The organism is Halomonas sp., assembly GCF_033549285.1.
Classification (GTDB): domain Bacteria; phylum Pseudomonadota; class Gammaproteobacteria; order Pseudomonadales; family Halomonadaceae; genus Halomonas.
Map to the genome: position 1 here is coordinate 92534 of NZ_JAWSUJ010000002.1, position 22479 is coordinate 115012.

Sequence of the window (22479 nt, forward strand, 5' to 3'; positions counted from 1 at the left end):
CTTCCCGATCATCGACATTGCGGAGTTTCACAGCATCCCCCAGCGCTTGAGTCGCGTACCCAGCGAGCGCAAGCCTACCGACGGCATATCCAGAATGCGAGGGGGAACGCCTCGCGCGGCCAGGCGCTCATCCAACCCATCGAGGTCGGCGGCCAGCCGGCGGAACGTCTCCATCAACTGCTCGGGGTCCACAAGGTCTGACAGGGATTCGGCAATGGCATGCCAGTCATACTCCCTCCCGGCTTCAAGCGGCGGGCCCCATTGGGTGGTACGCGTGCCCCCATCAGGGTCGGCCCGCATGGGGGCAAAATCATAGACCGGCGCCAGCCCGATGCCTTCAGGGCGCTTGAGCAAGGCCATATTACGACCATGGTTATCGGAGTTACCAAAGGCGATATTGAGCAGGTCGCGCCGCACCCACTCGATCACGAAGGCTTGGGTATCGAAGGCTTCGCCGAGTTCGCGGACGCGATACTGCGCCTGCAGCAATCCCACTAGCCGGCGCAAGGTCTCGCCGTGGCGAAGAAAGGTGCCGGGTGCCGCCCCCATCAAGGAGTAGACAGACTCCAGGCCGTAGCGAGCCCAGGCGCCGTAACGGTAGTGCCTATCGAAGCGAGGCAGCCAGAGCGAAGGATATCGCTCACCCTCGATCAGCCGCATGGACGTTGTATCGATGGTATCGATGCCCAGGGCAGTCAGCTCCTGATAGTAGTAATACTCGGCACGCAGGATATCGCAGTCGTCAGCGGAGCGGCTGCCGCGCGGAAACTTGACCAGCATCGGCAGATCCGGTCGGTGAACCTCGTCCTGCCAGGTATCGATCCAGACCTGCTCATCACCGGCGAGCCTGAGCAGCAGTTTGGGGGCCTCCCCACCGGCGCCGGTCGCCCCCCCGCTGGCTGCCCCCATCTGCTGGGCATACTCCAGGAAGTCAACATCGCGTTCCACGACGCTCTGCACCGGAAAGCGGCACTCCCCCAGCACCTCCCTGAGGCTGTCGTCGGGTACTGCCTCCTTGATGCGCAGGTTGCCTACCGGCGCGATGGTGCCGCGGGCCAGCAGCTCCGCGTCCTGGCGCCCGACCGGAAGATCATGAATGCCGAGATAGTCCACCCAGAAGCGACGACTCGCCCCAGCCGGCATGATGTCTTCCAGGAAGCCGAACCAGCGTGGACACTCATGAGCCAGCATCAGCTCCACGGGGAGCAACAGACTGCTGGCATGCAGGTCGTCATGGAACATCCATTCGACGGCATAGTCGGCCGCATAACGCAGCCGAGACGCACCATGTATCCCCCGCTCCGGGTCTGGCAAGGAGACCTCGGCAGCATCGTGCCAGTGCTGATCGAAGTGTATTTGCAGCGTGAGTTTCATGGCAAACCTTGTGCATCATTCTGCTCATAAATGGCACTATGCCATGCAGTATGGGAAGTATTCTGCACACTTTCCATAGGTTTTTTATTTATTGAGCATAATAACGCACTTACTGAAGGGCTCTTATGCGTAGACGCCCGGCCCCCATGGAGGGACCGGGCGTCTGCTGGCTTTCAGCCAGGGGCTTCCAGGCTGCCGTCAGCCTTCCGGTTTCTCGAACACCCAGGTCGTACCCTCGCGGGCATCCTTGAGGATGATGCCGAGTGCTGCCAGCTCGTCGCGGATGGCGTCGGCGGCAGCGAAGTCCCTGGCCTTCTTGGCCGCGGCCCGTGCGTCGATCTTCGCCTGGATCTCCGCTTCCGAGAGCGGCAGGTCATCGGCGCCACCCTTGAGGAAGGCAACCGGGTTCTGCTGCAGCAGCCCCAGGACGGCGCCCAGGCGCCTGAGCTCGGCGGCCAACGCCGGCGCCTGCTCAGGGGCGTCCTTCTTCGTCCGGTTCAGCTCCCGGGCCAGGTCGAAGAGCACCGAGAGCGCCTCGGCGGTGTTGAAGTCATCATCCATAGCCGCGGTAAAGCGCTCATCGAAGCGACGATCCACCGTCCCTTCCCCAGGCTCGATGTCGTCGAGGGCCAGACCTTCGAGTGAGTTGTAGAAGCGCTCCAGCGACTTGCGCGCCTCGGCCAGGGACTCCGGCGCATAGTTGATCGGGCTGCGGTAGTGGCTGGCCACCAGCAGGTAGCGCACGACCTCGGGGTCGTGGTGCACCAGCACCTCGCGGATGGTGAAGAAGTTGCCCAGCGACTTGGACATCTTCTCGTGGTTCACCCGCACTGCCCCGGCGTGCATCCAGGTATTGACGTAGGCATGGCCGGTGGCCGCCTCGCTCTGGGCGATCTCGTTCTCGTGGTGGGGGAACATCAGGTCCGGCCCGCCCCCGTGAATGTCGAAGGTCTCGCCCAGGCAGCAGGTCGACATGGCCGAGCACTCGATATGCCAGCCGGGCCGCCCCTCGCCCCAGGGCGAGGGCCAGCTGGCCTCGCCCGGCTTGGCCGCCTTCCACAGCACGAAGTCCAGCGGGTCCTCCTTGTGCTCGTCCACCTGGATGCGGGCGCCGGCGCGCATCTCGTCGGGGTCGCGGTTGCTCAGCCGGCCATAGCGCTCGAAGCGGCGCACCCGGTAGTAGACGTCGCCGTTGTCGGCGGCGTAGGCGAAGCCCTTGGCGATCAGCGTCTCGATCATGGCGATGATCTCGCCGATATGCCGGGTGGCGCGGGGTTCGCGATCCGGGGGCAGCACACCCAGGCGCGCCTCGTCCTCGTGCATGGCCGCGATCATGCGCTCGGTGAGCGAGGTGATCGACTCGCCGTTCTCCTCGGCGCGCCGGAGGATCTTGTCGTCGATGTCGGTGACGTTGCGCACATAGGTGACGTCATAGCCACGGGCGCGCAGGTAGCGGGTGATGACGTCGAAGGCCACCATCACCCGGGCGTGCCCCAGATGGCAGAAGTCGTAGACGGTCATGCCGCAGACATACATGCGCACCTTGCCCGGCTCGATGGGCGTGAAGGGCTCCTTGCGGCGGGTCAGCGTGTTGTAGATCTGCATATCAGCCCTTCTTCTGTGCTTCTTGCTTCTGGACCTTGGCCCAAGTGTCCTTGAGCCCCACGGTGCGGTTGAACACCAGGCGGTCGCCACGGCTGGCATGGCGGTCGGCGCAGAAGTAGCCCACGCGTTCGAACTGGAAGCGGCTCTCCGGATCGCTACCGGCCAGGCTCGGCTCGCCGATGGCCTGCACGGTGACCAGCGACTCGGGATTGAGGTGCTCGAGGAAGTCGGCATCCTTGTCCTTGTCGGGCTGCTCCTCGAGGAAGAGGTTGTCATAGAGCCGCACTTCCATGGGCACGCCGTGCTCGGCGCTGACCCAGTGGATCACGCCCTTCACCTTGCGCCCCTCGGGGTTCCTGCCGAGGGTGTCGAAGTCCACGGAGCAGCGCAGTTCCTCGATCTCGCCGGCGGCATCCTTGACCACCTCGTCGCAACGGATCACGTAGCTGTTGCGCAGGCGCACCTCCTTGCCCGGTGCCAGGCGGAAGAACTTCTTGGGCGGCTCCTCCATGAAGTCATCCTGGTCGATGAAGATCTCCCGGGTGAACGGCACCTTGCGCACCGCCATGTCCTCGCGGGCGGGGTGGCCGGGCACCTCGTAGGTCTCCTCGAACTCCTCCGGCACGTTGGTCAGCACGACCTTCAAGGGCCTCAGCACCGCCATCGCGCGCGGCGCGTTGTCCTCGAGATCCGAGCGGATGGCATGGTAGAGCATGGCGATATCAACCAGGCCGCCGTCGGCGCGGGTGACACCGATCATCTCGCAGAACTTGCGGATCGAGGCCGGCGTGTAGCCGCGACGGCGCATGCCGGAGATGGTCGGCAGGCGCGGGTCATCCCAGCCGTCGACGATGCCCTCGTCCACCAGCAGCTTGAGCTTGCGCTTGGAGGTCAGGGTGTAGTTGAGGTTGAGCCGCGCGAACTCGATCTGGCGGGGCTTCGCCGGCACCGGCAGGTTGTCGAGGAACCACTCGTAGAGCGGGCGGTGATCCTCGAACTCCAGTGTGCAGATCGAGTGGGTCACCCCCTCCAGAGCGTCGGACTGGCCGTGGGTGAAGTCGTAGGAAGGGTAGATCTTCCACTTGTCGCCGGTCTGGTGGTGGCTGGCGTGGCGGATGCGGTAGAGGATCGGGTCGCGCAGGTTGATGTTCGGCGCGGTCATGTCGATCTTCGCCCGCAGCACCTTCTCGCCCTCGGCGAACTCGCCGGTGCGCATGCGCTCGAGCAGGTCGAGGTTCTCGTCCGCGCTGCGCTCGCGATAGGGGCTCGGCCGGCCCGCCTCGGTCAGGGTGCCGCGGTACTCGCGGATCTCGTCCGGCGAGAGGTCATCGACATAGGCCTTGCCCTCGCGCACCAGGTGCTGCGCCCAGGCATAGAGCTGGTCGAAGTAGTCCGAGGCGAAGCGCACCGGCCCCGCCCACTCGAAGCCCAGCCAGTGCACATCCGCCTTGATGGCGTCGATGTAGGCCTGCTCTTCCTTGGCCGGGTTGGTGTCGTCGAAACGCAGATGACAGTCGCCACCGAAGTGCTCGGCGAGCCCGAAATTCAGGCAGATCGACTTGGCATGGCCGATATGCAGAAAGCCGTTGGGCTCCGGCGGGAAGCGGGTCACGATCTTCCCGCTACGGCCGGCCTCGATCTCCTCGCGGATCTGGTTGCGGATGAAATTCGGCGCGCTGGTGGTGTCGGTGGACATGTCGAAAAAACGACCTCTGGTTTGGGAGGGAGGCGGGGCAGTGCTGCAGGAGACGCCTGCTCTGCTCGGGGCTGATCCGGCGACAAGCCCCCGGGGTGCCGGACCACCGAGGAGGCGCTGTGAACCCATCCCTGGGCGCTACCGACGCCATCCCTAGCGTAGGACCTCCTCTTCGGCTTATCCCCGGCGCCCCTGGCTGCAGGCCTCCGCAAACACCTCCGGTTCGAGCGGACTCGCTTCGCGCATGGAAGCAAAACCGTTATTATAGCGCCACAGCCATGGGCAACGCCAAGGCAACTCTCCTTTACCGCACAGGAACTTATCGATGATCGTACTGCAGACCAATTTCGGCGATATCACCATTGCCCTGAACCACGAGAAGGCGCCCAAGACCGCCGCCAACTTCGAGCAGTACGTCCGCGACGGCTTCTACGACGGCACCCTCTTCCACCGCGTGATCCCGGGCTTCATGGTCCAGGGCGGCGGCTTCGACACCGACTTCAACCAGAAGCCGACCCGTGACCCGATCGAGAACGAGGCCGACAACGGCCTGAAGAACTCCACCGGCACCCTGGCGATGGCCCGCACCCAGGACCCGCACTCCGCCACCGCGCAGTTCTTCATCAATGTCGCCGACAACGACTTCCTCAACCACAGCGGCAAGAACGTCCAGGGCTGGGGCTACTGCGTGTTCGGCGAGGTGGTCGAGGGCATGGACGTGGTCGAGAAGATCAAGGCCGTGCCCACCACCCGTCGCGGCATGCACGCCGACGTGCCCGCCGAGGACGTGGTCATCCAGAAGGCCTACGTGAAGGACGAGCCGGAGGCCTGATCCTCACCTGTCTTCCCACACGCCCGCCCATCGCTTCCCGATCGAGGCGGGCGTGCTTCGTTTCACCGTCTGAACAGGGCCGCCCATGACCACCCTGCTGATTTCCGACCTGCACCTGCACCCCGGCGCCCCCGAGATCACCGAGGGGTTCCTGCACTGGCTGGACGAGCGTGCCCGGGGCTGTGATGCCCTCTATATCCTCGGCGACTTCTTCGAGGCATGGATCGGCGACGACCTGCTCGACCTGGGCGAGCAGGACCCCACCGGCAACGCCATCCTGGCAGCGCGCATCGCCGCCGCCCTGAAGCGCCTGGCCGACGGCGGCACGGCCATCTACCTGATGCACGGCAACCGCGACTTCCTGCTGGGTGAGCGTTTCGCCAGCGAGGCCGGCGCCTCCCTGCTGCCCGACCCGAGCGTGGTTCGACTCGGTGGCACGCAGGCCCTGCTGATGCACGGCGACAGCCTCTGCACCCTAGATGAGGCCTACCAGGCCTTTCGTGCCCAGGCCCGCCACCCGCTCTGGCAGGAACAGGTGCTGTCGATGCCGATCCAGGAGCGCATCGCCCTGGCCAGGCAGCTGCGCGAGCAGTCCGGGGAGGCCAACTCCAACAAGGCCGAGGACATCATGGACGTGACTCCGGGCGAGGTGGCGAAGGTGATGGCCGAGCACAACGTCAGCACCCTGATCCACGGCCATACCCATCGCCCCGCGGTGCATGAGATAGAGGTCGATGGCCAGCCTGCCAAGCGCTATGTGCTGGGCGACTGGCAGCCCGATAAGGGGTGGGAGATCATCGTCGAGGAGGGTGGCGAGCCTCGGCTGCAGCCTTTTTCGCTCTCCTGAATCGCGCGGCAAGTCGAGACGTCGAACCGAGCGCTCCCGCAACTATCTCCCGTGCTTGGGCCATCGTGTGGGAGTGCTGCTTGCAGCGCGATTGTTTTTCTCCAAGCTGTATCCGCAAGCGATGGGGCAACGCTCCGAAATCACAGCGTCACTTAGGGGTCAGGCACTCCGCCAGCTTCGCTTCCAGCGCCTCGGCCGCCGGCAGGCTGCCCGCCTCGCCGATCAGCTCCAGTCGTGAATCCCGCCGCCAGGCGGTATCGGAGAGGCTGACCGTGCCCTCGGCGCGGTTGTAGAGCTTCCAGCCCTCAGTAGTATTCAGCTCGCCCTTCACGCGCAACCCGGCGGGCAATGCGCCCAGCAGCGTCGTGACCCGGTCGAGGTCGAAGACCTCGGCGGCATGCCAGCGCCACCCCAGGGTGGCATGTCCCAGCGAAGCGCCCTCCTCCCGCAGCGGCCTGCCGGGTGCCGGCTCGCGACACGCGACCTCGTCCAGCACCAGGTTCGCCGCCGCCGGACGGGCCGCCTGGTGAACGGACGAGGCAGCGCCGGTCGTCCTTGCATGCCGGCGGCTATCCAGCAGCAGGGAGAGTGGAAGCGCCCCGTGGGGCGCCTCGGCGATCCAGCGCTTGGGCGGCCAGAACTCGCCCAGCCAGGCGCGGGCCGCCTCACGCTGCTCGCGAGTGGCCAGGTCGGTCATGGTCAGGGCCACCCCGTCGGCCATGGCCAGCTGGTCACGGAAGGTCTCGTGATCCCGGGCGCGCGAGTCGTCCAGGCGCCGGGGATCGAGCAGCGCGATGATGTCCCGCACGTCCAGGACCCCGGCGAAACCCTCGCCGCGAAGCACGTCCAGCAGCCCCGCCGGATGGCCGAGCCCCGAGGGCTCGATGATCAATCGATCCGGCCGGTGGCGATGCAGCAGGTTGACCAGCGAGGCCTGCAACACGAAGGCCAGCTGGCAGCAGAGGCAGCCGCCCGGCAGCCCCTTGACCACCAGGTCGTCGCGCTCGGCAAACATCGCCTGGTCGATGCCTACCCGACCGAACTCGTTGATCACCACCGCCCAGCGCTCCCCGTTGGGCTTTTGCTCGATCAGACGGCGAATCAGGGTGCTCTTGCCGCTTCCCAGGAAACCGGTGACCAGGTGGACGGGGACATTGGCCAGGGGAGCGGGCATGGATGGCCTCCGGAAGTGGCGAAAGTGTTATAAGATAACATAATGAGCCAAGCGGCCAAGCGGCCAAGCGGCCAAGCGGCCAAGCGGCCAAGCGGCCAAGCGGCCAAGCGGCCAAGCGGCCAAGCGGCAAGACAGTATGATTAAACGCAAAAGGAGCAAGCCAAGGGATTTCCTTGTCGCTTGCTCCTTGTAGCTTGCAGCTGGCCGAAGGCCTTAGCGACGAATCTCAGCCTCCTCGCGCAGGTCGTCGAGCAGCCCCTGAATGGCGGCCTGGGCACGAAGCCGTTCCGCCATGCGGGCCACGAAGGACTCGATCTGCTGGTTGGGCTCGCCGGGCTGCACCTCGTCCAGGGCGATCAGCACCACGCGCTGGCCGTCCACGGCATGGCCATAGACCGGCGCGTCACCCTCGGGATGCGGCAGGCGGAAAGCGGCCTCGATCAGCGCATCGGCGAGGTCGCTCCCGCCCTGGCGGCTGACGGCTTCGGCCTGCTGCCACGCGATCTCCAGGGATTCGCCCGCGCGCAGGCGCTCGACGCGTTCCGCGGCCAGCTCAACCAGCGCCTCACGGGTCTTCTCGCGGCGCACCGCGACCTCGACCTCGTCGCGCACCTCGGCCAGCGGCAGGGTGGTCGCCTCGCGATGCTCGGCCACCCGCAGCACCAGGCGGCGATCCTCGTCGAGCTCGATCACCTCGCTGTTGTAGCCCTCCTCCAGCACATCGTCGCTGAAGGCCTGCTCCATCACGCCCGGCTCGGAGAGCACGCCGTCAGCGCCGCCGCGACCGACCCAGTCGCTCTGCTGCAGCTCCAGTCCCAGGTCCTCGGCCACGCTCTCCAGGTCCTCGGCGGCGAAGCTGTCATCGATCAGGCGCTGGGCCTGCTCGTTGAAGGCATCGGTGACCTGCTCGCGGGCCAGCTGACGCCGCAGCTGGTCGCGGCTCTCCTCGAACGCGGGACGGTCCAGCTCGGTGACCTTGACCAGGTGCAGGCCGTTGTCGGTCTCGACGATCTCGGACACCTCGCCCTCGCCCAGTGAGAAAGCCGCCTCCTCGAAGGCCTGGCCGAAGAAGCCGCGGGAGATGATGCCCAGGTCGCCGCCGTCGTTGCTGGTGGAGGTATCCTCGGAGACCTCGGAGGCCAGCTCGGCGAAGGCCTCGCCCTCGGCGAGGCGCTCCTGCACCTGCTCGAGAAGGGCCTCGGCCTCCTCGCGGCTGCGCGCATCGCCGAAGGTCACCATGATATGCGATACCCGGCGGTCCGCCTCCGCCGCACCTTCCTCCCAGGCCTCGCGAAGTGCCTCCTCGCTGACCTGGGCCTGCTCAGCCATTTCCTGGCGGTCGAGGACCACATAGTTCAGCCTGACCTGCTCGGGACGCCGGTAGTCCGCCTCGTGGGCGTCGTAGTATTCCTCCAGCGCCTGCTCATCGACCTCGGGCGGTGTCTCAAGGTCAGCCGGCACCAGGGCATGATGGCGGAAGCTGCGGGTCTGGCGCTGCAGCGCGGCCAGGCGCTCGCGCTCCTCCTCCAGGGTGAAGTCGCTCACCGCCAGGCCCTGCTGGAGCTGCTGGCGTTTCACGTCGACGCTGAGCTGCTGGCGGAACGAGAGCGGCGTGAAGCCGGCGCTGGCGAGGCGGTTGCGGAACAGGTCGCGGTCGAAACGGCCGTTGGCGTCCTGGAACTCCGGCAGGTTCACGATCAGCTGGTCGAGCTGCTCCTCGGAGACATGCAGGCCACCCTCCTCGGCATACTGGGTCAGCAGGCGGTCGGTGATCAGCATGTCGAGCATCTCGGCCCGCAGGGCGCGCTCCTGCTCGGGCGGCACCTGCCCGCTGCGGATCGCGCGCTGGACCTCCAGTTCCAGCTGGTGGCGGGTGATCGGCTCCCCGTTGACCTCGGCGACCTCGTCGCCACTGTTGCCCAGCAGCCCGACCAGCGATTCCACGCCGAAGAGCGCCATGGTCACGACCACGGCGCCGATGATGATCTTCGCGCCCCAGCTCCTGGAGCGGTCACGAATACTTTGCAGCATGCAGGCCTCTGCGGATCAAGTGAGTCGGGTCGCGCCACATTATACGCATCACCGGGCATCACGCGACGCCAGCAGCGGTGAGGGTGGGCGAAAAAGGGATAACCGACAAAAGAACAGGCGCACCGCCGGGGCGATGCGCCTGTTATGGAACCAACCGTCAGTGGTGCGGCAGGCGCCGTCGACTCAGTTGACGGAGTCCTTGAGCGCCTTGCCGGCCTTGAAGCTGGGCACCTTGGCAGCGCTGATCTCGATCGGCTGACCGGTCTGCGGGTTACGGCCGGTGCGGGCGGCGCGCTCCTTCACCTGGAAGGTACCGAAGCCCACCAGGGAAACGCTGTCACCCTTCTTGAGGCTGTCGGTCACGGTCTCGACCATGGCATCCAGCGCACGAGAAGCCGCTGCCTTGGGAATGTCGGCAGACGCGGCAATGGCTTCGATCAGCTCGGATTTGTTCACACTTCACCCCTTGACGTTTTCGTAAATTGGCTCTAATCGGCGAGACTTTCGGCTGACTGACGCGATCACAGCATGGCGGTAGTTTATAGCAATGCGGTGAAAGACCTGTCAAGCAACCTTCCTTGCCAAACCCCGCCATACCGGGATTCTGTGACCGGCATGGCGGGGAAATTATCGTTAGTGCGTACTGACCATCGACGCCGCGGAGGTGGAGTCTTCCGCTCTGGGTTCCTCCTTTTTCGGCGCCGGCTTGTCGGCCAGGGCCACCTCCAGGACATCATCGATCCAGCGAACCGGGCGAATATCGAGGGCTTCCTTGATATTGTCCGGAACCTCCTTGAGGTCGCGGCGGTTCTCCTCGGGTATTAGCACTGTCTTTATACCACCGCGCCTGGCGGCCAGCAATTTCTCCTTCAGCCCGCCGATCGGCAGCACCTCGCCGCGCAGGTTGACCTCGCCGGTCATGGCCACGTCGCAACGTACCGGCCTCCCCGTGTAGGCCGAGACCATGGCCGTGACCATGGCGATGCCCGCGCTGGGACCGTCCTTGGGCGTGGCGCCCTCGGGCACGTGGATGTGCAGGTCCTCCTTCTCGAAGCGATCCGGGTCGATGCCCAGCGCCAGGGCCCGGGCGCGCACCACCGTCTGGGCCGCGCTCACCGACTCCTTCATCACGTCGCCGAGCGAGCCGGTCTTGTCCAGGCGCCCCTTGCCGGGCGTGATCACCGACTCGATATTGAGCAGCTCGCCGCCCACCGAGGTCCAGGCCAGGCCGGTCACCCGGCCGACCTGGTCCTCCTGGTCGGCCAGGCCGTAGCTGTAGCGGCGCACCCCGGCATAGGGCTCGATGTCGGCCGCCGAGAGCAGCACCGGCGCCTGGGCACCCTCCTGGCTCTCCTTCTCGAGGCGCTCGCGCAGCACCTTGCGGCACACCTTGGCGATCTGGCGCTCCAGCTCGCGCACCCCGGCCTCGCGGCTGTAGTAGCGGATCAGCTCGAGCAGGGCATCGTCGGAGAACTCCAGCTCCTCCGCCTTGAAGCCGTTGGCCTTGAGCTGCTTGGGCACCAGGTAGCGACGGGCGATGGCAAGCTTCTCGTCCTCGGTATAGCCCGGCAGGCGGATCACCTCCATGCGGTCGAGCAGCGGGCCGGGGATGTTCATCGAGTTGGCGGTGCAGATGAACAGCGTCTCGGAGAGATCGTAGTCCAGCTCCAGGTAGTGGTCGCTGAAGGTATCGTTCTGTTCCGGGTCCAGCACCTCGAGCAGCGCCGAGGAGGGGTCGCCGCGGTGGTCCATGCCGATCTTGTCGACCTCGTCGAGCAGGAACAGCGGGTTCTTGACCCCGGCCTTGGCCATGCGCTGGATCATCTTGCCCGGCAGCGAGCCGATGTAGGTGCGGCGATGGCCCCGGATCTCGGACTCGTCGCGCACCCCGCCGAGGGCCAGGCGCACGTACTTGCGGTTGGTGGCCCGGGCGATGGACTGCCCCAGCGAGGTCTTGCCCACCCCGGGCGGCCCCACCAGGCAGAGCACCGGGCCCTTGAGCTTCTTGACCCGCTTGTGCACCGCGAGGTACTCGAGGATGCGCGCCTTGACCTCCTCGAGGCCGTAGTGGTCCTCGTCGAGCACCTTCTGGGCGTGCACCAGGTCATGCTTGATGCGGGTGCGCTTCTTCCACGGCACCGCCACCAGCCAGTCCAGGTAGGAGCGCACCACCGTGGCCTCGGCGGAGTTCGGCGACATCATCTTCAGCTTGCCCAGCTCCTGGAGCGCCTTGTCGCGGGCCTCCTTGGGCATGCCGGACTCCTCGATGGCCTGCTCGTACTTCTCGGCCTCGTTGGGCACGTTCTCGAGCTCGCCCATCTCCTTCTGGATGGCCTTCATCTGCTCGTTGAGATAGTACTCGCGCTGGGACTTCTCCATCTGGTCCTTGACCCGCGAGCGGATGCGCTTTTCCACCTGCAGCAGGTCGATCTCGGACTCGATCAGCGCCATCAGGTGCTCGATGCGGTCGCGCACCCGGTCCATCTCCAGCAGCTGCTGCTTGTCGTCGATCTTCAGCGACAGGTGCGCGCAGATGGTATCCACCAGGCGGCTGGGGTCCTCGATGCCGGAGAGCGAATTGAGCACCTCGTTGGGCACCTTCTTCGACATCTTCACGTACTGCTCGAACTGGTTGAGCAGCACGCGTACCAGCGCCTCCTGCTCGCGCTCGCTGAGCGGCTCGCTCTCGCGCAGGCTCACCTCGGCACGGCTGTAGCCGCCATCGACGGCGACGATCTCGCGGATATCGGCCCGGGACTCGCCCTCGATCAGCACCTTGACGGTGCCATCGGGCAGCTTGAGCAGCTGCATGATCTCGGCCACGGTGCCGATGGCGAACATGTCCTCGTTATCGGGGTCGTCCTTGCTGGCCTCGCGCTGGGCCACCAGCAGGACGCGCTTGTCGGCCGCCATGGCGGCCTCGAGCGCCTGGATCGACTTCTCGCGGCCGACGAACAGCGGGATGACCATCTGCGGGTAGACGACCACGTCCCGCAGCGGCAAAAGGGGCAGACTCAGGGTCTGTTCGGCGTTCTGCTGCATCGCAGACGTTCCTCACACGAAATCGGATGGATACCCAAGGAGTGGGGGCGAACCGGCGCCATTGCAAGGCAGCACGCACCGGCGCGCAAAAGAAGGGGAGCGGGTCCATCGCCCGAGGCGCCGACCGGACACCTCGCGGATGAAGCCGCTCCCTCATCGGGGGCGTGGCGCCCGTTGGTTCAGCCGTCGGTGCCGTCGACCCGCTGCGCTTCCTGCTGGGAGTAGATCAGCAGCGGCTCGCTCTCGCCCGCGATGACCGAGGCGTCGATCACCACCTTCGACACCCCCTCCAGGGAGGGAATCTCGTACATGGTATCGAGCAGCACGGACTCGAGGATCGAGCGCAGGCCGCGGGCGCCGGTCTTGCGCGCCATGGCCTTGCCGGCCACCGCCCGCAGGGCGTCCTCGCGGAACTCCAGCTCCACGCCCTCCATCTCGAACAGCCGGGCGTACTGCTTGATCAGCGAGTTCTTCGGCTCGGTGAGGATCTGGATCAGGGCATCCTCGGTGAGCTCGGTCAGGGTGGCGATCACCGGCAGGCGACCCACGAACTCGGGGATCAGGCCGAACTTGACCAGGTCCTCGGGCTCCACGTCGAGCAGCAGGTCACCCACGCCCTTGGTCTCGTCCTTGCTCTTCACCACGGCGTTGAAGCCGATGCCGCCCTTCTCGGCGCGATCACGGATCACCTTGTCGAGACCTGCGAAGGCGCCGCCGACGATGAACAGGATGTTGCCGGTATCGACCTGCAGGAACTCCTGCTGGGGGTGCTTGCGCCCGCCCTGGGGCGGCACCGAGGCGGTGGTGCCCTCGATCAGCTTGAGCAGCGCCTGCTGCACGCCCTCGCCCGAGACGTCACGGGTAATGGACGGGTTGTCCGACTTGCGCGAGATCTTGTCGATCTCGTCGATGTAGACGATGCCGCGCTGGGCCTTCTCCACATCGTAGTCGCACTTCTGCAGCAGCTTCTGGATGATGTTCTCGACATCCTCGCCGACATAGCCCGCCTCGGTGAGGGTGGTGGCGTCGGCGATGGTGAAGGGCACATTGAGCAGCCGCGCCAGGGTCTCGGCCAGCAGCGTCTTGCCGCTGCCGGTGGGGCCGATCAGCAGGATGTTCGACTTGCCAAGCTCGACGTCGTCGTCCTTGGCGCCGAAGCGCAGGCGCTTGTAGTGGTTGTAGACCGCCACCGACAGCACCATCTTGGCGCGGTCCTGGCCGATCACATAGTCATCGAGGGTGTGACGAATCTCGCGGGGAGCGGGCAGGCGCTCCTCGTCGGTCTCGGCATCGGCATCGAGCACCTCCTCGCGAATGATGTCGTTGCAGAGGTCGACACACTCATCGCAGATATAGACGGACGGGCCGGCAATCAGCTTGCGTACCTCGTTCTGGTTCTTGCCGCAGAACGAGCAGTAGAGCAGCTTGCCGCCTTCGTCCTTGCCTTTGCCGTCGGCCATTCGCGTACCTCTTTCATAGTGACGCCCCCACAGTATGGCTCATGGGGCGTCGGGTTCACCACGGCGGTCTCGGCCGCCGGGAAACGTCTCAGTGTGTAAAGCTCACTCGGGTGAAATTCACGCTATCAGGATGTCGGCCGCTGTTCCAGCACCGCATCGATCAGGCCGTACTCGGCGGCCTGGGGGCCGTTCATGAAGTTGTCGCGGTCGGTATCCCGGGCGATGGTCTCGATGTCCTGGCCGGTGTGATGGGCCAGTATCTGGTTCAGCTTGTCGCGGATGCCGAGGATCTCACGGGTATGGATCTCGATGTCCGAGGCCTGCCCCTGATAGCCGCCCAGCGGCTGGTGGATCATCATCCGCGAGTTGGGCAGGCAATAGCGCTTGCCGGCGGCACCGCCGGCCAGCAGCAGTGCACCCATGCTCGCCGCCTGGCCGATGCACACCGTGGAGACGTCGGGCTTGATGAACTGCATGGTGTCGTAGACCGACATGCCGGCGGTCACCGCCCCCCCCGGCGAGTTGATGTACAGGTGGATGTCCTTGTCCGGGTTCTCGGACTCCAGGAACAGCAGCTGTGCCACCAGCAGGTTGGACATGTAGTCTTCCACCGGGCCCACCAGGAAGATCACGCGCTCCTTGAGCAGGCGAGAGTAGATGTCGTAAGCCCGCTCGCCGCGCGCGCTCTGCTCGACCACCATAGGCACCAGGCCACCGGCGGATTGGATATCGAACGGGTTGCTCATCTGGGTGATGTCCTTGGATCCGATGAATGGAAGCGTAGGGTAAATTCCCGCCCGGCCGCGAGGCCGGGCAGGATGCGCCGCAGCGCGATCAGGCCTGCTTCTCTTCGCCCTGGGGCTCTTCACCCTGAGACTCGGCCTCGGCCTCTTCGCCTTCCTCGTCGGCCTCGCCCTGCTGCTGGGCGGCGGCGAGGGCCTCCTGATAGCTCATCTCCACGTCCTTGACGCTGGCCTGCTCGAGCAGGATATCGACGGCCTTCTCTTCGAGGATAGCCGACTGGACCTGGGTCTTGAGCTGGTCGTTGCCCATGTAGTACTCGACCACCTGCTCAGGGTCCTGGTACTGCTGGGCCAGCTCCTCGACCTTGGCCTTGATCTCGTCGTCGCTGGCGGCGAGCTCGTGGCGCTTGATCACCTCGGCCAGCAGCAGACCGACCTGCACGCGGCTCTTGGCCTGCTCGGCGAACAGCTCGTCGGGCAGCTGGCTGACGTCGAAGTCCTCGCCGAGGCCGAACTGCTGGGCCGCCTGGCGCTTGAGGCCCTCCGTCTCCTGCTGCACCAGCGCCTGGGGCACCGGGATGTCGTTGGCCTTCTTCAGGGCCTCGAGCACCTGCTGCTTGACGCGGTTGTCTATGGCCTGAGTCGCCTCGCGGGTCATGTTCTTCTTGACCTCGGCGCGGAACTTGTCCAGATCGCCGTCCTCGACGCCGAACTTCTCGACGAACTCGGCATCCACCTCGGGCAGGGCCTGGCCCTTCACGGCGTGGACCTTGACCCTGAAGGTCGCTTCCTGGCCGGCCAGCTGCTCGGCCTGGTAGTCCTCGGGGAAGGTGACCTTGAGCTCCTTCTCCTCGCCCGCCTTGGCGCCGACCAGCTGCTCCTCGAAGCCGGGGATGAAGCTGCCGGAACCGATCACCAGCTCGTGACCTTCGGCGCTGCCGCCCTCGAAGGGCTCGTCGCCCAGGAAGCCCTGGAAGTCGATCGTGACCTGGTCACCCTCCTCGGCGGCACGCTCGACCTCTTCCCAGCCGGCGTTCTGCTTGCGCAGGGTATCGATCATCTCGTCGACGTCGGCCTCGGTCACCTCGACCACCGGACGCTCGACCTCGGTGCCCTCGATGGAGGAAAGCTCGACCTCGGGATAGATCTCGAGGGTCGCGGTAAACTCCAGGTCCTTGCCCGCCTCGTTGACGGTGGCCTCGATCTGCGGATAGCCGGCCGGGTTGAGCTCGTGCTCGGAGATGGCACGCACGTAGCGCTCGCGCATCACTTCGCCCACCACCTCGTCGCGCACGCCGCGCCCGTAACGCTGGCGGATCACCGACATCGGGACCTTGCCCTTGCGAAAGCCGTCCATGCGCACGGTCTTGGCGGCATCCTTGAGACGGGCGGCAACGGCCTCGTCGACCTCGGCGGCCGGCACCTGGACCTTGATGCGGCGTTCAATCTGGGAGGTCGTATCGACGGAAACTTGCATGAAATGTCCTCTACCGACTGGGGCGTTCTGTGAAAGCGTGAAAGGGTCAACGGAGAGATTCTAAGAATCCCGCCCGGTACTGGCAAGCGCCGTGCCTGAACAGATGGGGGCCTGACGACACAATACAAGGGGCGTGACCGGGATTTTTCCGTGCTGGCGACTGCCGCGGGAGGCAACGGGAAGTCGGGCGCCATGGCACCGAAAAGGCATCAGGGGATGAACCGGGATAAGCGGGAACTGCTGAAGGAGGCAATGGGGTGGATGATGGGGATCGAACCCACGACCACCGGAGCCACAATCCGGGGCTCTACCACTGAGCTACATCCACCACTGCCTGGGGGTCATGTCGAGATGGGGTGGATGATGGGGATCGAACCCACGACCACCGGAGCCACAATCCGGGGCTCTACCACTGAGCTACATCCACCACTACGACACGGGTCTTGCTGAAGGCTCAAACGCGTCGGCCGAACCGCTACCGGCCACTCCATGGAACCCATGGCGCGCCCAGCAGGACTCGAACCTGCAACCTACGGCTTAGAAGGCCGTTGCTCTATCCGGTTGAGCTATGGGCGCATTCTACGTCTCAGAGCGCCTGACCGCAACCCGAAATGAGAAATAAAACTTCCCAATCAATAGGTTGTGGTCGGGGTGGAGGGATTCGAACCCCCGACATCCTGCTCCCAAAGCAGGCGCGCTACCAGACTGCGCTACACCCCGCCGGCTCTTGCACGGCCCTGACGCCGCCGCAGGGGCCTCGTCAAGCGCTGCGTATTCTACGGAACTTTCCCCTCGGGTCAAGCGAGAAGCGCGCCACTGCCGCCCGCCAGCTTTGCCTTGGGCCCCGGGCATGCGAAAATCCCCCGCCCCGACCACCCACCAGCAGAGGGAAGCTCGATGACCGCCCAACTGATCGATGGCAAGTCCATTGCCGCCCGCGTCCGCCAGCAGGTCGCTCGCCAGGTGCAGGCACGCCGCGAGGCCGGAGGGCGCATTCCCGGACTGGCCGTGGTCCTGGTGGGCGAGGACGCTGCCTCCGCCGTTTACGTGCGCAACAAGCACCGCGCCTGCGAGGAGGTCGGCATCCGCTCCTTCAAGTACCAGCTACCGGCGGACACCAGCCAGCAGGAGCTAGAGACCCTGGTCGACCAGCTCAACGCGGATCCCCGCATCGACGGCATCCTCGTGCAGCTGCCGCTTCCAGAGCACCTGGACGCCCGCCCGATCCTCGAGCGCATCCTGCCCCACAAGGATGTCGACGGCTTCCACCCCTACAACCTCGGCCGCCTGGCCCAGCGCCTGCCGCTGCTGCGCCCCTGCACCCCCAAGGGCGTAATGACCCTGCTGGAGGCGAGCGGCCTCGAGGTCCGCGGCCTGGATGCCACCGTGGTCGGCGCCTCCAACATCGTCGGCCGCCCCATGGCGCTGGAGCTGATGCTCGCCGGCTGCACCACCACCGTCTGCCATCGCTTCACGCAGAACCTGGAGGCACATGTCCGGCGCGCCGACCTACTGGTGGTCGCGGTGGGCAAGCCCGGCCTGGTCAAGGGCGAATGGATCAAGCCCGGTGCCATCGTCATCGACGTGGGCATCAACCGCCAGGAGGACGGCCGCCTGATCGGCGACATCGACTTCGCCCCGGCCACCGAGCGCGCCAGCTGGATCACCCCGGTCCCCGGCGGCGTCGGCCCCATGACCGTGGCCACCCTGCTCGAGAACACCCTGCAGGCCGCCGATATGCACGATGCCGAGCAGTAGCAAGGAGCGTCGTGCACCTTTCGTCGAATTCGGCTAAAATTGCCTGCCCATTTTTCCCGACTCGCGAGGTCTCCCGATGACCGACCAGAAGATGAACGTCGAAAGCTTCAATCTCGACCACACCAAGGTGAAGGCGCCCTACATTCGCCTTGCCGACATCAAGACCGGCGAGCACGGCGATACCATCCACAAGTACGACATGCGTATCTGCCAGCCCAATCAGGACCACATGGAGATGCCCGGCCTGCACTCCCTTGAGCACCTGATGGCCGAGCTCTCGCGCAACCACTCCGACAAGGTCGTCGATATCAGCCCCATGGGCTGCCAGACCGGTTTCTACATCGCGATGATCAACTACGACGACTACGACGGCGTACTCGATCTGGTCGAAGGCACCCTCAAGGACGTGCTCGCGGCCGACGAGGTCCCGGCCTGCAACGAGATGCAGTGCGGCTGGGCAGCGAGCCACAGCCTGGAGGGCGCCAAGCAGATCGCCCGCGGCTTCCTGGCCAAGCGCGACGAATGGACCCAGGTGTTCGCATGAAGCGCATCGGCATCATCGGCGCCATGGCCCAGGAGGTCGCCGCACTCGCCGCGCAGCTGGAGGGTCGCCGCACCCGCCAGCACGTGGGCTGCACCTTCCACCTGGGCAAGCTGCATGGCATCGAGGTGGTAATCCTGCAGTCCGGCATCGGCAAGGTGAATGCCGCCATCGGCACCACCCTGCTGCTGGACGTCTACCATCCCGAGGCGATCATCAATACCGGCTCCGCCGGCGGCTTCGGTGAGGGGCTCGAGATCGGGGATATCGTCGTCTCCAGCGAGGTGCGCCACCACGACGTGGACGCCGTGGTGTTCGGCTACGAGCACGGCCAGGTACCCAACATGCCCGCCGCCTACTTCCCGGACGCGCGGCTGGTCACCATGGCCAGGGAGTGCGTCGAGGCGCTGGGCGAGGTCAACGTCGTCGAGGGCCTGATCGCCACCGGCGACGTCTTCATGGCCTGCCCCGAACTGGTGGCGACGACCCGCTCGCGCTTCCCCACCATGCTGGCCGCCGAGATGGAAGCCGCGGCGATCGCCCAGACCTGCCACCACTACGGCTGTCCCTTCGTGGTCATCCGCGCGCTCTCGGACATCGCCGGCGGCGGCGACAACCACCTCTCCTTCAGCGAGTTCCTGGAGAAGGCCGCCGACCACTCCACGCGCATGGTCACGGCCATGGTCGACCGCCTGGGTCACCATAGCCGGCAGGCCGAGACGGTCGAGGGCTGAGCATGGCCCGTCTTACGCGAGGCGGGTGGGGGCTGTTTCTGACCCTGCTGCTGACCGGCTGTGCCACCCACCTCGACCGCAACGGCGAGGTCACGTCCCTGAACGACGTGGAACCGGCCGACTATACCGTCGAACACCTGGCGCCAATCACCTATACCCCACCCGACTGGCCGGAGGCCCTCGAGGCACGCGTCCTGCTCCCGGATACACCCGAGGACCGGCTGCGCCCGGCGGCCCTGCTGGTGCACGGCGGCGGCTGGCAGCGGCGCACCTCCGACGACATGGACGAGATCGCCGAGCGGCTCGCCGAACGCGGCTACGTGACGGTCAATGTCGCCTACCGCTTCGCCCCGACCTACCGCTTCCCCGCCCAGCTCCACGACCTGCAGCAGGCCATGGCCTGGATCCACGAGCGGGCCGATGCGTGGCGCATCGACACCCACCGCATCGTCGGCGTCGGCTACTCCAGCGGCGCCCACCTGGTGAGCCTGCTGGGCGTGCTGGGCAGCAGCGGCCCCCTGGCCGCACCCCATGGCGGCGATCACGCCCGGCTGGCCGCGGTGCTGGGCGGCGGCCTGCCGAGCGACCTCTTCAAGTTCGCTGACGGACGGCTGGTGGTGGAGTTCATCGGCGGCACCCGGGCCGAAAAGCCCGATGCCTATCGGCTGGCCTCGCCGATCTACCACGTCGATGCCGACACCCCGCCCCACTTCCTCTTCCACGGCCGCTGGGACAGCCTGGTCCCGGTGAACCATGCCACCGACTTCCACGCCGAGCTCCTCTCCCAAGGGGTGGAGAGCGAGCTCTACCTGCAGCACTACCGTGGGCACTTCACCAGCTTCCTGACCCGCGACAGCGCCATCGAGGCCGGCATCGCCTTTATCGACAGGCAACTGCAGGAGGAAGAGCCCAGCACGACCCTCACTCGAACGGCCCCTACTCGATACGCCACTCCGGCGCCAGCTGTTTCCAATGTTCCCTCAATACGCGCTGATGCGCCTCTGCCATAGGCAGTGACGACAACTGAGACGGCCACTGACTCCTGGCGCGATCGACCGTCTCGGCAAGGAATTGCATCGACGGCCGTGAAGCGAGAGCTCGAGCATCTCGACGGGCTCATTGGCCATTGTCATCCTCCTCATCGTCGAGGAGCCCTTGCCAGGGGTCCACATCAAGTGGGGGACGAGACGATAGTCCTTGATCGAGTAGCGCCAATACCGCATGCCACTTCTCGATGGGAATCAACATCAATCGGGCATTCAGACCGTCAGCGGCCTGGTTGAGAGTGTCCAGCCGCGGGTTGCCCCCCGCTTCCAGCCGCTGGTACTGCTGGCGGGTCATCCCGACCCGCATAGCCACCTGTTGCTGTGTCAGGGAGAGCGCACGACGCCGGGTCTTGAGTTGCTCGTGGAGGGACATGCTTTGCACCGTATTCGTTGCTTTAAGTAAACAATAGCAACGAATACGTTGCATAACGAGGTCAGGTTGTTTCCTGGAACCTCCAGTCGAGCGTCTCGCCCGCGGCCAGGGGCACGATGGTCTGGCCCTCGGCATAGGGCAGCGCCTCAGGCAGCTGCCAGGGCTCGCGCACCAGGGTGACGGTGCCGGTGTTGCGCGGCAGGCCGTAGAAGTCGGGGCCGAAGTGGCTGGCGAACCCCTCCAGGCGCTCCAGGGCCCCGGCCTGCTCGAAGGCGGTGGCATAGAGTTCCAGGGCCGCCGGCGCCGTAAAGGCCCCCGCGCAGCCGCAGGCACTCTCCTTGTCGCCACGCGCATGGGGCGCGCTGTCGGTGCCCAGGAAGAACTTCGGGCTTCCCGAGGTCGCGGCGGCCAGCAGCGCCTGGCGGTGGCGCTCGCGCTTGAGGATCGGCAGGCAGTAGTAGTGGGGGCGGATGCCGCCCACCAGCATGTGGTTACGATTGAACAGCAGGTGGTGGACGGTGATGGTGGCCGCGACATTGGCCGGCGCCGCGGCTACGAAGTCGGCGGCATCCGCCGTGGTGATGTGCTCGAAGACCACCTTCAGGCCCGGGTGGCGCTCGAGCAGCGGCTTCATCACCCGTTCGATGAACACCGCCTCACGATCGAAGATGTCGATATCGGCGTCAGTGACCTCGCCATGCACCAGCAGCGGGATCCCCAGCCGCGCCATGGCGCCGACGGCCGCGTCGCAATGGGCCAGGTCGGTGACACCGGAGGCCGAGTTGGTGGTCGCCCCGGCGGGATAGAGCTTCACCGCCTGCACCAGGCCGCTGGCATGGGCCCGCTCGATCTCCTCGGCCGGAGTATTGTCGGTCAGGTAGAGGGTCATCAGCGGCTCGAAACCGGCCCCGGCGGGCAACGCCGCGAGGATGCGCTCGCGATAGGCCAGCGCCTGCTCGGTGGTGGTCACCGGCGGCTTGAGGTTGGGCATGATGATGGCGCGGCCCATCTGGCGAGCACTGGCGGCCACCACGGCGGCCATGGCCTCGCCGTCGCGCAGGTGCAGGTGCCAGTCGTCCGGGCGAGTCAGGGTAATCGAGTTCACGGCAGGTCCTGTTTTGAAAGTCTGTATCGAAAACGTGGGTGTCGGCATGACCAAGGGTGGCGCCAGTATATCGCAACCCCGCCGCCACCCCGAGGCCCACCAAAGTCATTTGTCTGCTAACATACCCGACCGCTTATCCCATGCCCCGGAGCCCGACGCCCCTCGCCGACCCCAAGCGCTCGCCGCTGCGCGCCGACCTCCTGCTGCTGCTGGTTACCCTGCTGGCCGCCGCTGGCTGGATCTTCTCCAAGGAGGCACTCGCCGGTATGCCACCACTGCTGTTCATCGGCACACGCTTCCTGATCGCTGGGGCCATCCTGGCGCTCTTCGCCCTCCCCGCCCTGCGCCGGCTCTCCCTTGCCGACTGGCGGCGAGCCACAGGCGTGGGCCTGATCTTCAGCGCCGCCATCTCGCTGTGGGTGCTCGGCCTGCACCACTCCCGCCACCTCGGCGAGAGCGCCTTCATCAACAGCCTGGGCATCCTGCTGGTGCCGGCGGTGGCACGCCTGCTGTTCGGCGACCGGCCACCGCGCACCACCTGGATCGCCCTGCCGGTGGCCTTGGTCGGTTTCATGCTGCTGTCGTTGAATGCGGGATTCCGCATCGAGCCCGGCCAGTGGCTGATTGCCGGCTCGGCCCTG

The 22479-nt window shown here is 66.0% G+C and carries 19 protein-coding genes and 4 tRNA genes; 7 read left to right on the forward strand and 16 right to left on the reverse strand.

The genetic code is table 11. The annotated features are described in order from the left end of the window. Window positions 1-27: 27 nt before the first annotated feature. The 3 genes from SCI24_RS01125 to SCI24_RS01135 all read right to left on the reverse strand — a co-directional run bounded on the left by SCI24_RS01125 (window position 28) and on the right by SCI24_RS01135 (window position 4675). Window positions 28-1374, reverse strand: a complete 1347-nt coding sequence (locus SCI24_RS01125) for a type II toxin-antitoxin system HipA family toxin (protein WP_318723547.1) — start codon at window positions 1372-1374, stop codon at window positions 28-30. A gap of 198 nt (window positions 1375-1572) precedes the next feature. Next, window positions 1573-2979, reverse strand: a complete 1407-nt coding sequence (gene cysS, locus SCI24_RS01130; protein ID WP_318723548.1) for a cysteine--tRNA ligase — start codon at window positions 2977-2979, stop codon at window positions 1573-1575. A 1-nt stretch (window position 2980) separates the two neighbouring features. Beyond that, window positions 2981-4675, reverse strand: a complete 1695-nt coding sequence (locus SCI24_RS01135) for a glutamine--tRNA ligase/YqeY domain fusion protein (RefSeq protein ID WP_318723549.1) — start codon at window positions 4673-4675, stop codon at window positions 2981-2983. Between the two features lie 325 nt (window positions 4676-5000). Between SCI24_RS01135 and SCI24_RS01140 the strand changes: the two genes are divergently transcribed. Together SCI24_RS01140 and SCI24_RS01145 are read left to right on the forward strand one after the other, a co-directional pair. Beyond that, entirely contained in the window at window positions 5001-5507 is a 507-nt protein-coding gene (locus SCI24_RS01140; protein ID WP_318723551.1) for a peptidylprolyl isomerase, read from the forward strand. A gap of 85 nt (window positions 5508-5592) precedes the next feature. Further along, window positions 5593-6354, forward strand: a complete 762-nt coding sequence (locus tag SCI24_RS01145) for a UDP-2,3-diacylglucosamine diphosphatase (protein WP_318723552.1) — start codon at window positions 5593-5595, stop codon at window positions 6352-6354. A gap of 148 nt (window positions 6355-6502) precedes the next feature. Here the strand turns inward: SCI24_RS01145 and SCI24_RS01150 are convergent, their stop codons facing one another. The 11 genes from SCI24_RS01150 to SCI24_RS01200 form a co-directional block, all read right to left on the reverse strand. Further along, complete coding sequence (locus tag SCI24_RS01150) at window positions 6503-7528, reverse strand: CobW family GTP-binding protein (RefSeq protein ID WP_318723553.1); 1026 nt, start codon at window positions 7526-7528, stop codon at window positions 6503-6505. A 213-nt stretch (window positions 7529-7741) separates the two neighbouring features. After that, the gene (locus SCI24_RS01155) at window positions 7742-9559 is read right to left on the reverse strand and encodes a SurA N-terminal domain-containing protein (RefSeq protein WP_318723554.1); all 1818 of its coding nucleotides are present in this window, start codon (window positions 9557-9559) and stop codon (window positions 7742-7744) included. A 183-nt stretch (window positions 9560-9742) separates the two neighbouring features. Continuing rightward, entirely contained in the window at window positions 9743-10015 is a 273-nt protein-coding gene (locus SCI24_RS01160; RefSeq protein WP_106231210.1) for an HU family DNA-binding protein, read from the reverse strand. 177 nt (window positions 10016-10192) lie between these two features. Next, window positions 10193-12601 carry an endopeptidase La gene (gene lon, locus SCI24_RS01165; protein WP_318723555.1) on the reverse strand — a complete coding sequence of 803 codons (2409 nt, stop codon included), beginning with the start codon at window positions 12599-12601 and terminating at the stop codon, window positions 10193-10195. Between the two features lie 179 nt (window positions 12602-12780). Continuing rightward, window positions 12781-14061: an ATP-dependent Clp protease ATP-binding subunit ClpX gene (gene clpX / locus SCI24_RS01170; RefSeq protein ID WP_318723556.1), complete on the reverse strand. Its 1281-nt coding sequence runs from the start codon at window positions 14059-14061 to the stop codon at window positions 12781-12783. Window positions 14062-14186: 125 nt separating this feature from the next. Then, entirely contained in the window at window positions 14187-14807 is a 621-nt protein-coding gene (clpP, locus tag SCI24_RS01175) for an ATP-dependent Clp endopeptidase proteolytic subunit ClpP (protein ID WP_318723557.1), read from the reverse strand. An 88-nt stretch (window positions 14808-14895) separates the two neighbouring features. After that, complete coding sequence (tig, locus tag SCI24_RS01180; protein WP_318723558.1) at window positions 14896-16281, reverse strand: trigger factor; 1386 nt, start codon at window positions 16279-16281, stop codon at window positions 14896-14898. Between the two features lie 253 nt (window positions 16282-16534). Next, window positions 16535-16609 (reverse strand) — tRNA-His (locus SCI24_RS01185). 24 nt (window positions 16610-16633) lie between these two features. Next, a tRNA-His gene (locus tag SCI24_RS01190) sits at window positions 16634-16708 on the reverse strand. Between the two features lie 72 nt (window positions 16709-16780). Next, window positions 16781-16857, reverse strand: a tRNA-Arg gene (locus tag SCI24_RS01195). Window positions 16858-16924: 67 nt separating this feature from the next. After that, window positions 16925-17001, reverse strand: a tRNA-Pro gene (locus SCI24_RS01200). Window positions 17002-17178: 177 nt separating this feature from the next. Here SCI24_RS01200 and folD point away from each other — a divergent pair. The 4 genes from folD to SCI24_RS01220 all read left to right on the forward strand — a co-directional run bounded on the left by folD (window position 17179) and on the right by SCI24_RS01220 (window position 20324). Next, entirely contained in the window at window positions 17179-18039 is an 861-nt protein-coding gene (folD, locus tag SCI24_RS01205; protein WP_318723559.1) for a bifunctional methylenetetrahydrofolate dehydrogenase/methenyltetrahydrofolate cyclohydrolase FolD, read from the forward strand. A gap of 76 nt (window positions 18040-18115) precedes the next feature. Beyond that, window positions 18116-18583, forward strand: a complete 468-nt coding sequence (locus tag SCI24_RS01210) for an S-ribosylhomocysteine lyase (protein WP_318723560.1) — start codon at window positions 18116-18118, stop codon at window positions 18581-18583. Further along, on the forward strand, window positions 18580-19314 hold the full coding sequence (mtnN, locus tag SCI24_RS01215; RefSeq protein ID WP_318723561.1) for a 5'-methylthioadenosine/S-adenosylhomocysteine nucleosidase: 735 nt from the start codon (window positions 18580-18582) through the stop codon (window positions 19312-19314). Before SCI24_RS01210 ends, mtnN begins: the two co-directional genes overlap by 4 nt. Before the next feature lie 2 nt (window positions 19315-19316). Then, complete coding sequence (locus SCI24_RS01220; RefSeq protein WP_318723562.1) at window positions 19317-20324, forward strand: alpha/beta hydrolase; 1008 nt, start codon at window positions 19317-19319, stop codon at window positions 20322-20324. A 106-nt stretch (window positions 20325-20430) separates the two neighbouring features. Here the strand turns inward: SCI24_RS01220 and SCI24_RS01225 are convergent, their stop codons facing one another. Continuing rightward, entirely contained in the window at window positions 20431-20733 is a 303-nt protein-coding gene (locus SCI24_RS01225) for a helix-turn-helix transcriptional regulator (protein WP_318723563.1), read from the reverse strand. A gap of 61 nt (window positions 20734-20794) precedes the next feature. Beyond that, entirely contained in the window at window positions 20795-21838 is a 1044-nt protein-coding gene (pyrC, locus tag SCI24_RS01230; RefSeq protein WP_318723564.1) for a dihydroorotase, read from the reverse strand. A 140-nt stretch (window positions 21839-21978) separates the two neighbouring features. Here pyrC and SCI24_RS01235 point away from each other — a divergent pair. Continuing rightward, the coding region (locus SCI24_RS01235; protein WP_318723565.1) for a DMT family transporter at window positions 21979-22479 on the forward strand (501 nt) is incomplete at its 3' end.

What these genes read in the sequence shown, in the direction of transcription:
- SCI24_RS01125 (WP_318723547.1), bottom strand. Translation starts at nt 1,374, where the DNA reads ATGAAACTCACGCTGCAAATACACTTCGATCAGCACTGGCACGATGCT.
- cysS (WP_318723548.1), bottom strand. Translation starts at nt 2,979, where the DNA reads ATGCAGATCTACAACACGCTGACCCGCCGCAAGGAGCCCTTCACGCCC.
- SCI24_RS01135 (WP_318723549.1), bottom strand. Translation starts at nt 4,675, where the DNA reads ATGTCCACCGACACCACCAGCGCGCCGAATTTCATCCGCAACCAGATC.
- SCI24_RS01140 (WP_318723551.1), top strand. Translation starts at nt 5,001, where the DNA reads ATGATCGTACTGCAGACCAATTTCGGCGATATCACCATTGCCCTGAAC.
- SCI24_RS01145 (WP_318723552.1), top strand. Translation starts at nt 5,593, where the DNA reads ATGACCACCCTGCTGATTTCCGACCTGCACCTGCACCCCGGCGCCCCC.
- SCI24_RS01150 (WP_318723553.1), bottom strand. Translation starts at nt 7,528, where the DNA reads ATGCCCGCTCCCCTGGCCAATGTCCCCGTCCACCTGGTCACCGGTTTC.
- SCI24_RS01155 (WP_318723554.1), bottom strand. Translation starts at nt 9,559, where the DNA reads ATGCTGCAAAGTATTCGTGACCGCTCCAGGAGCTGGGGCGCGAAGATC.
- lon (WP_318723555.1), bottom strand. Translation starts at nt 12,601, where the DNA reads ATGCAGCAGAACGCCGAACAGACCCTGAGTCTGCCCCTTTTGCCGCTG.
- clpX (WP_318723556.1), bottom strand. Translation starts at nt 14,061, where the DNA reads ATGGCCGACGGCAAAGGCAAGGACGAAGGCGGCAAGCTGCTCTACTGC.
- clpP (WP_318723557.1), bottom strand. Translation starts at nt 14,807, where the DNA reads ATGAGCAACCCGTTCGATATCCAATCCGCCGGTGGCCTGGTGCCTATG.
- tig (WP_318723558.1), bottom strand. Translation starts at nt 16,281, where the DNA reads ATGCAAGTTTCCGTCGATACGACCTCCCAGATTGAACGCCGCATCAAG.
- folD (WP_318723559.1), top strand. Translation starts at nt 17,179, where the DNA reads ATGACCGCCCAACTGATCGATGGCAAGTCCATTGCCGCCCGCGTCCGC.
- SCI24_RS01210 (WP_318723560.1), top strand. Translation starts at nt 18,116, where the DNA reads ATGACCGACCAGAAGATGAACGTCGAAAGCTTCAATCTCGACCACACC.
- mtnN (WP_318723561.1), top strand. Translation starts at nt 18,580, where the DNA reads ATGAAGCGCATCGGCATCATCGGCGCCATGGCCCAGGAGGTCGCCGCA.
- SCI24_RS01220 (WP_318723562.1), top strand. Translation starts at nt 19,317, where the DNA reads ATGGCCCGTCTTACGCGAGGCGGGTGGGGGCTGTTTCTGACCCTGCTG.
- SCI24_RS01225 (WP_318723563.1), bottom strand. Translation starts at nt 20,733, where the DNA reads ATGTCCCTCCACGAGCAACTCAAGACCCGGCGTCGTGCGCTCTCCCTG.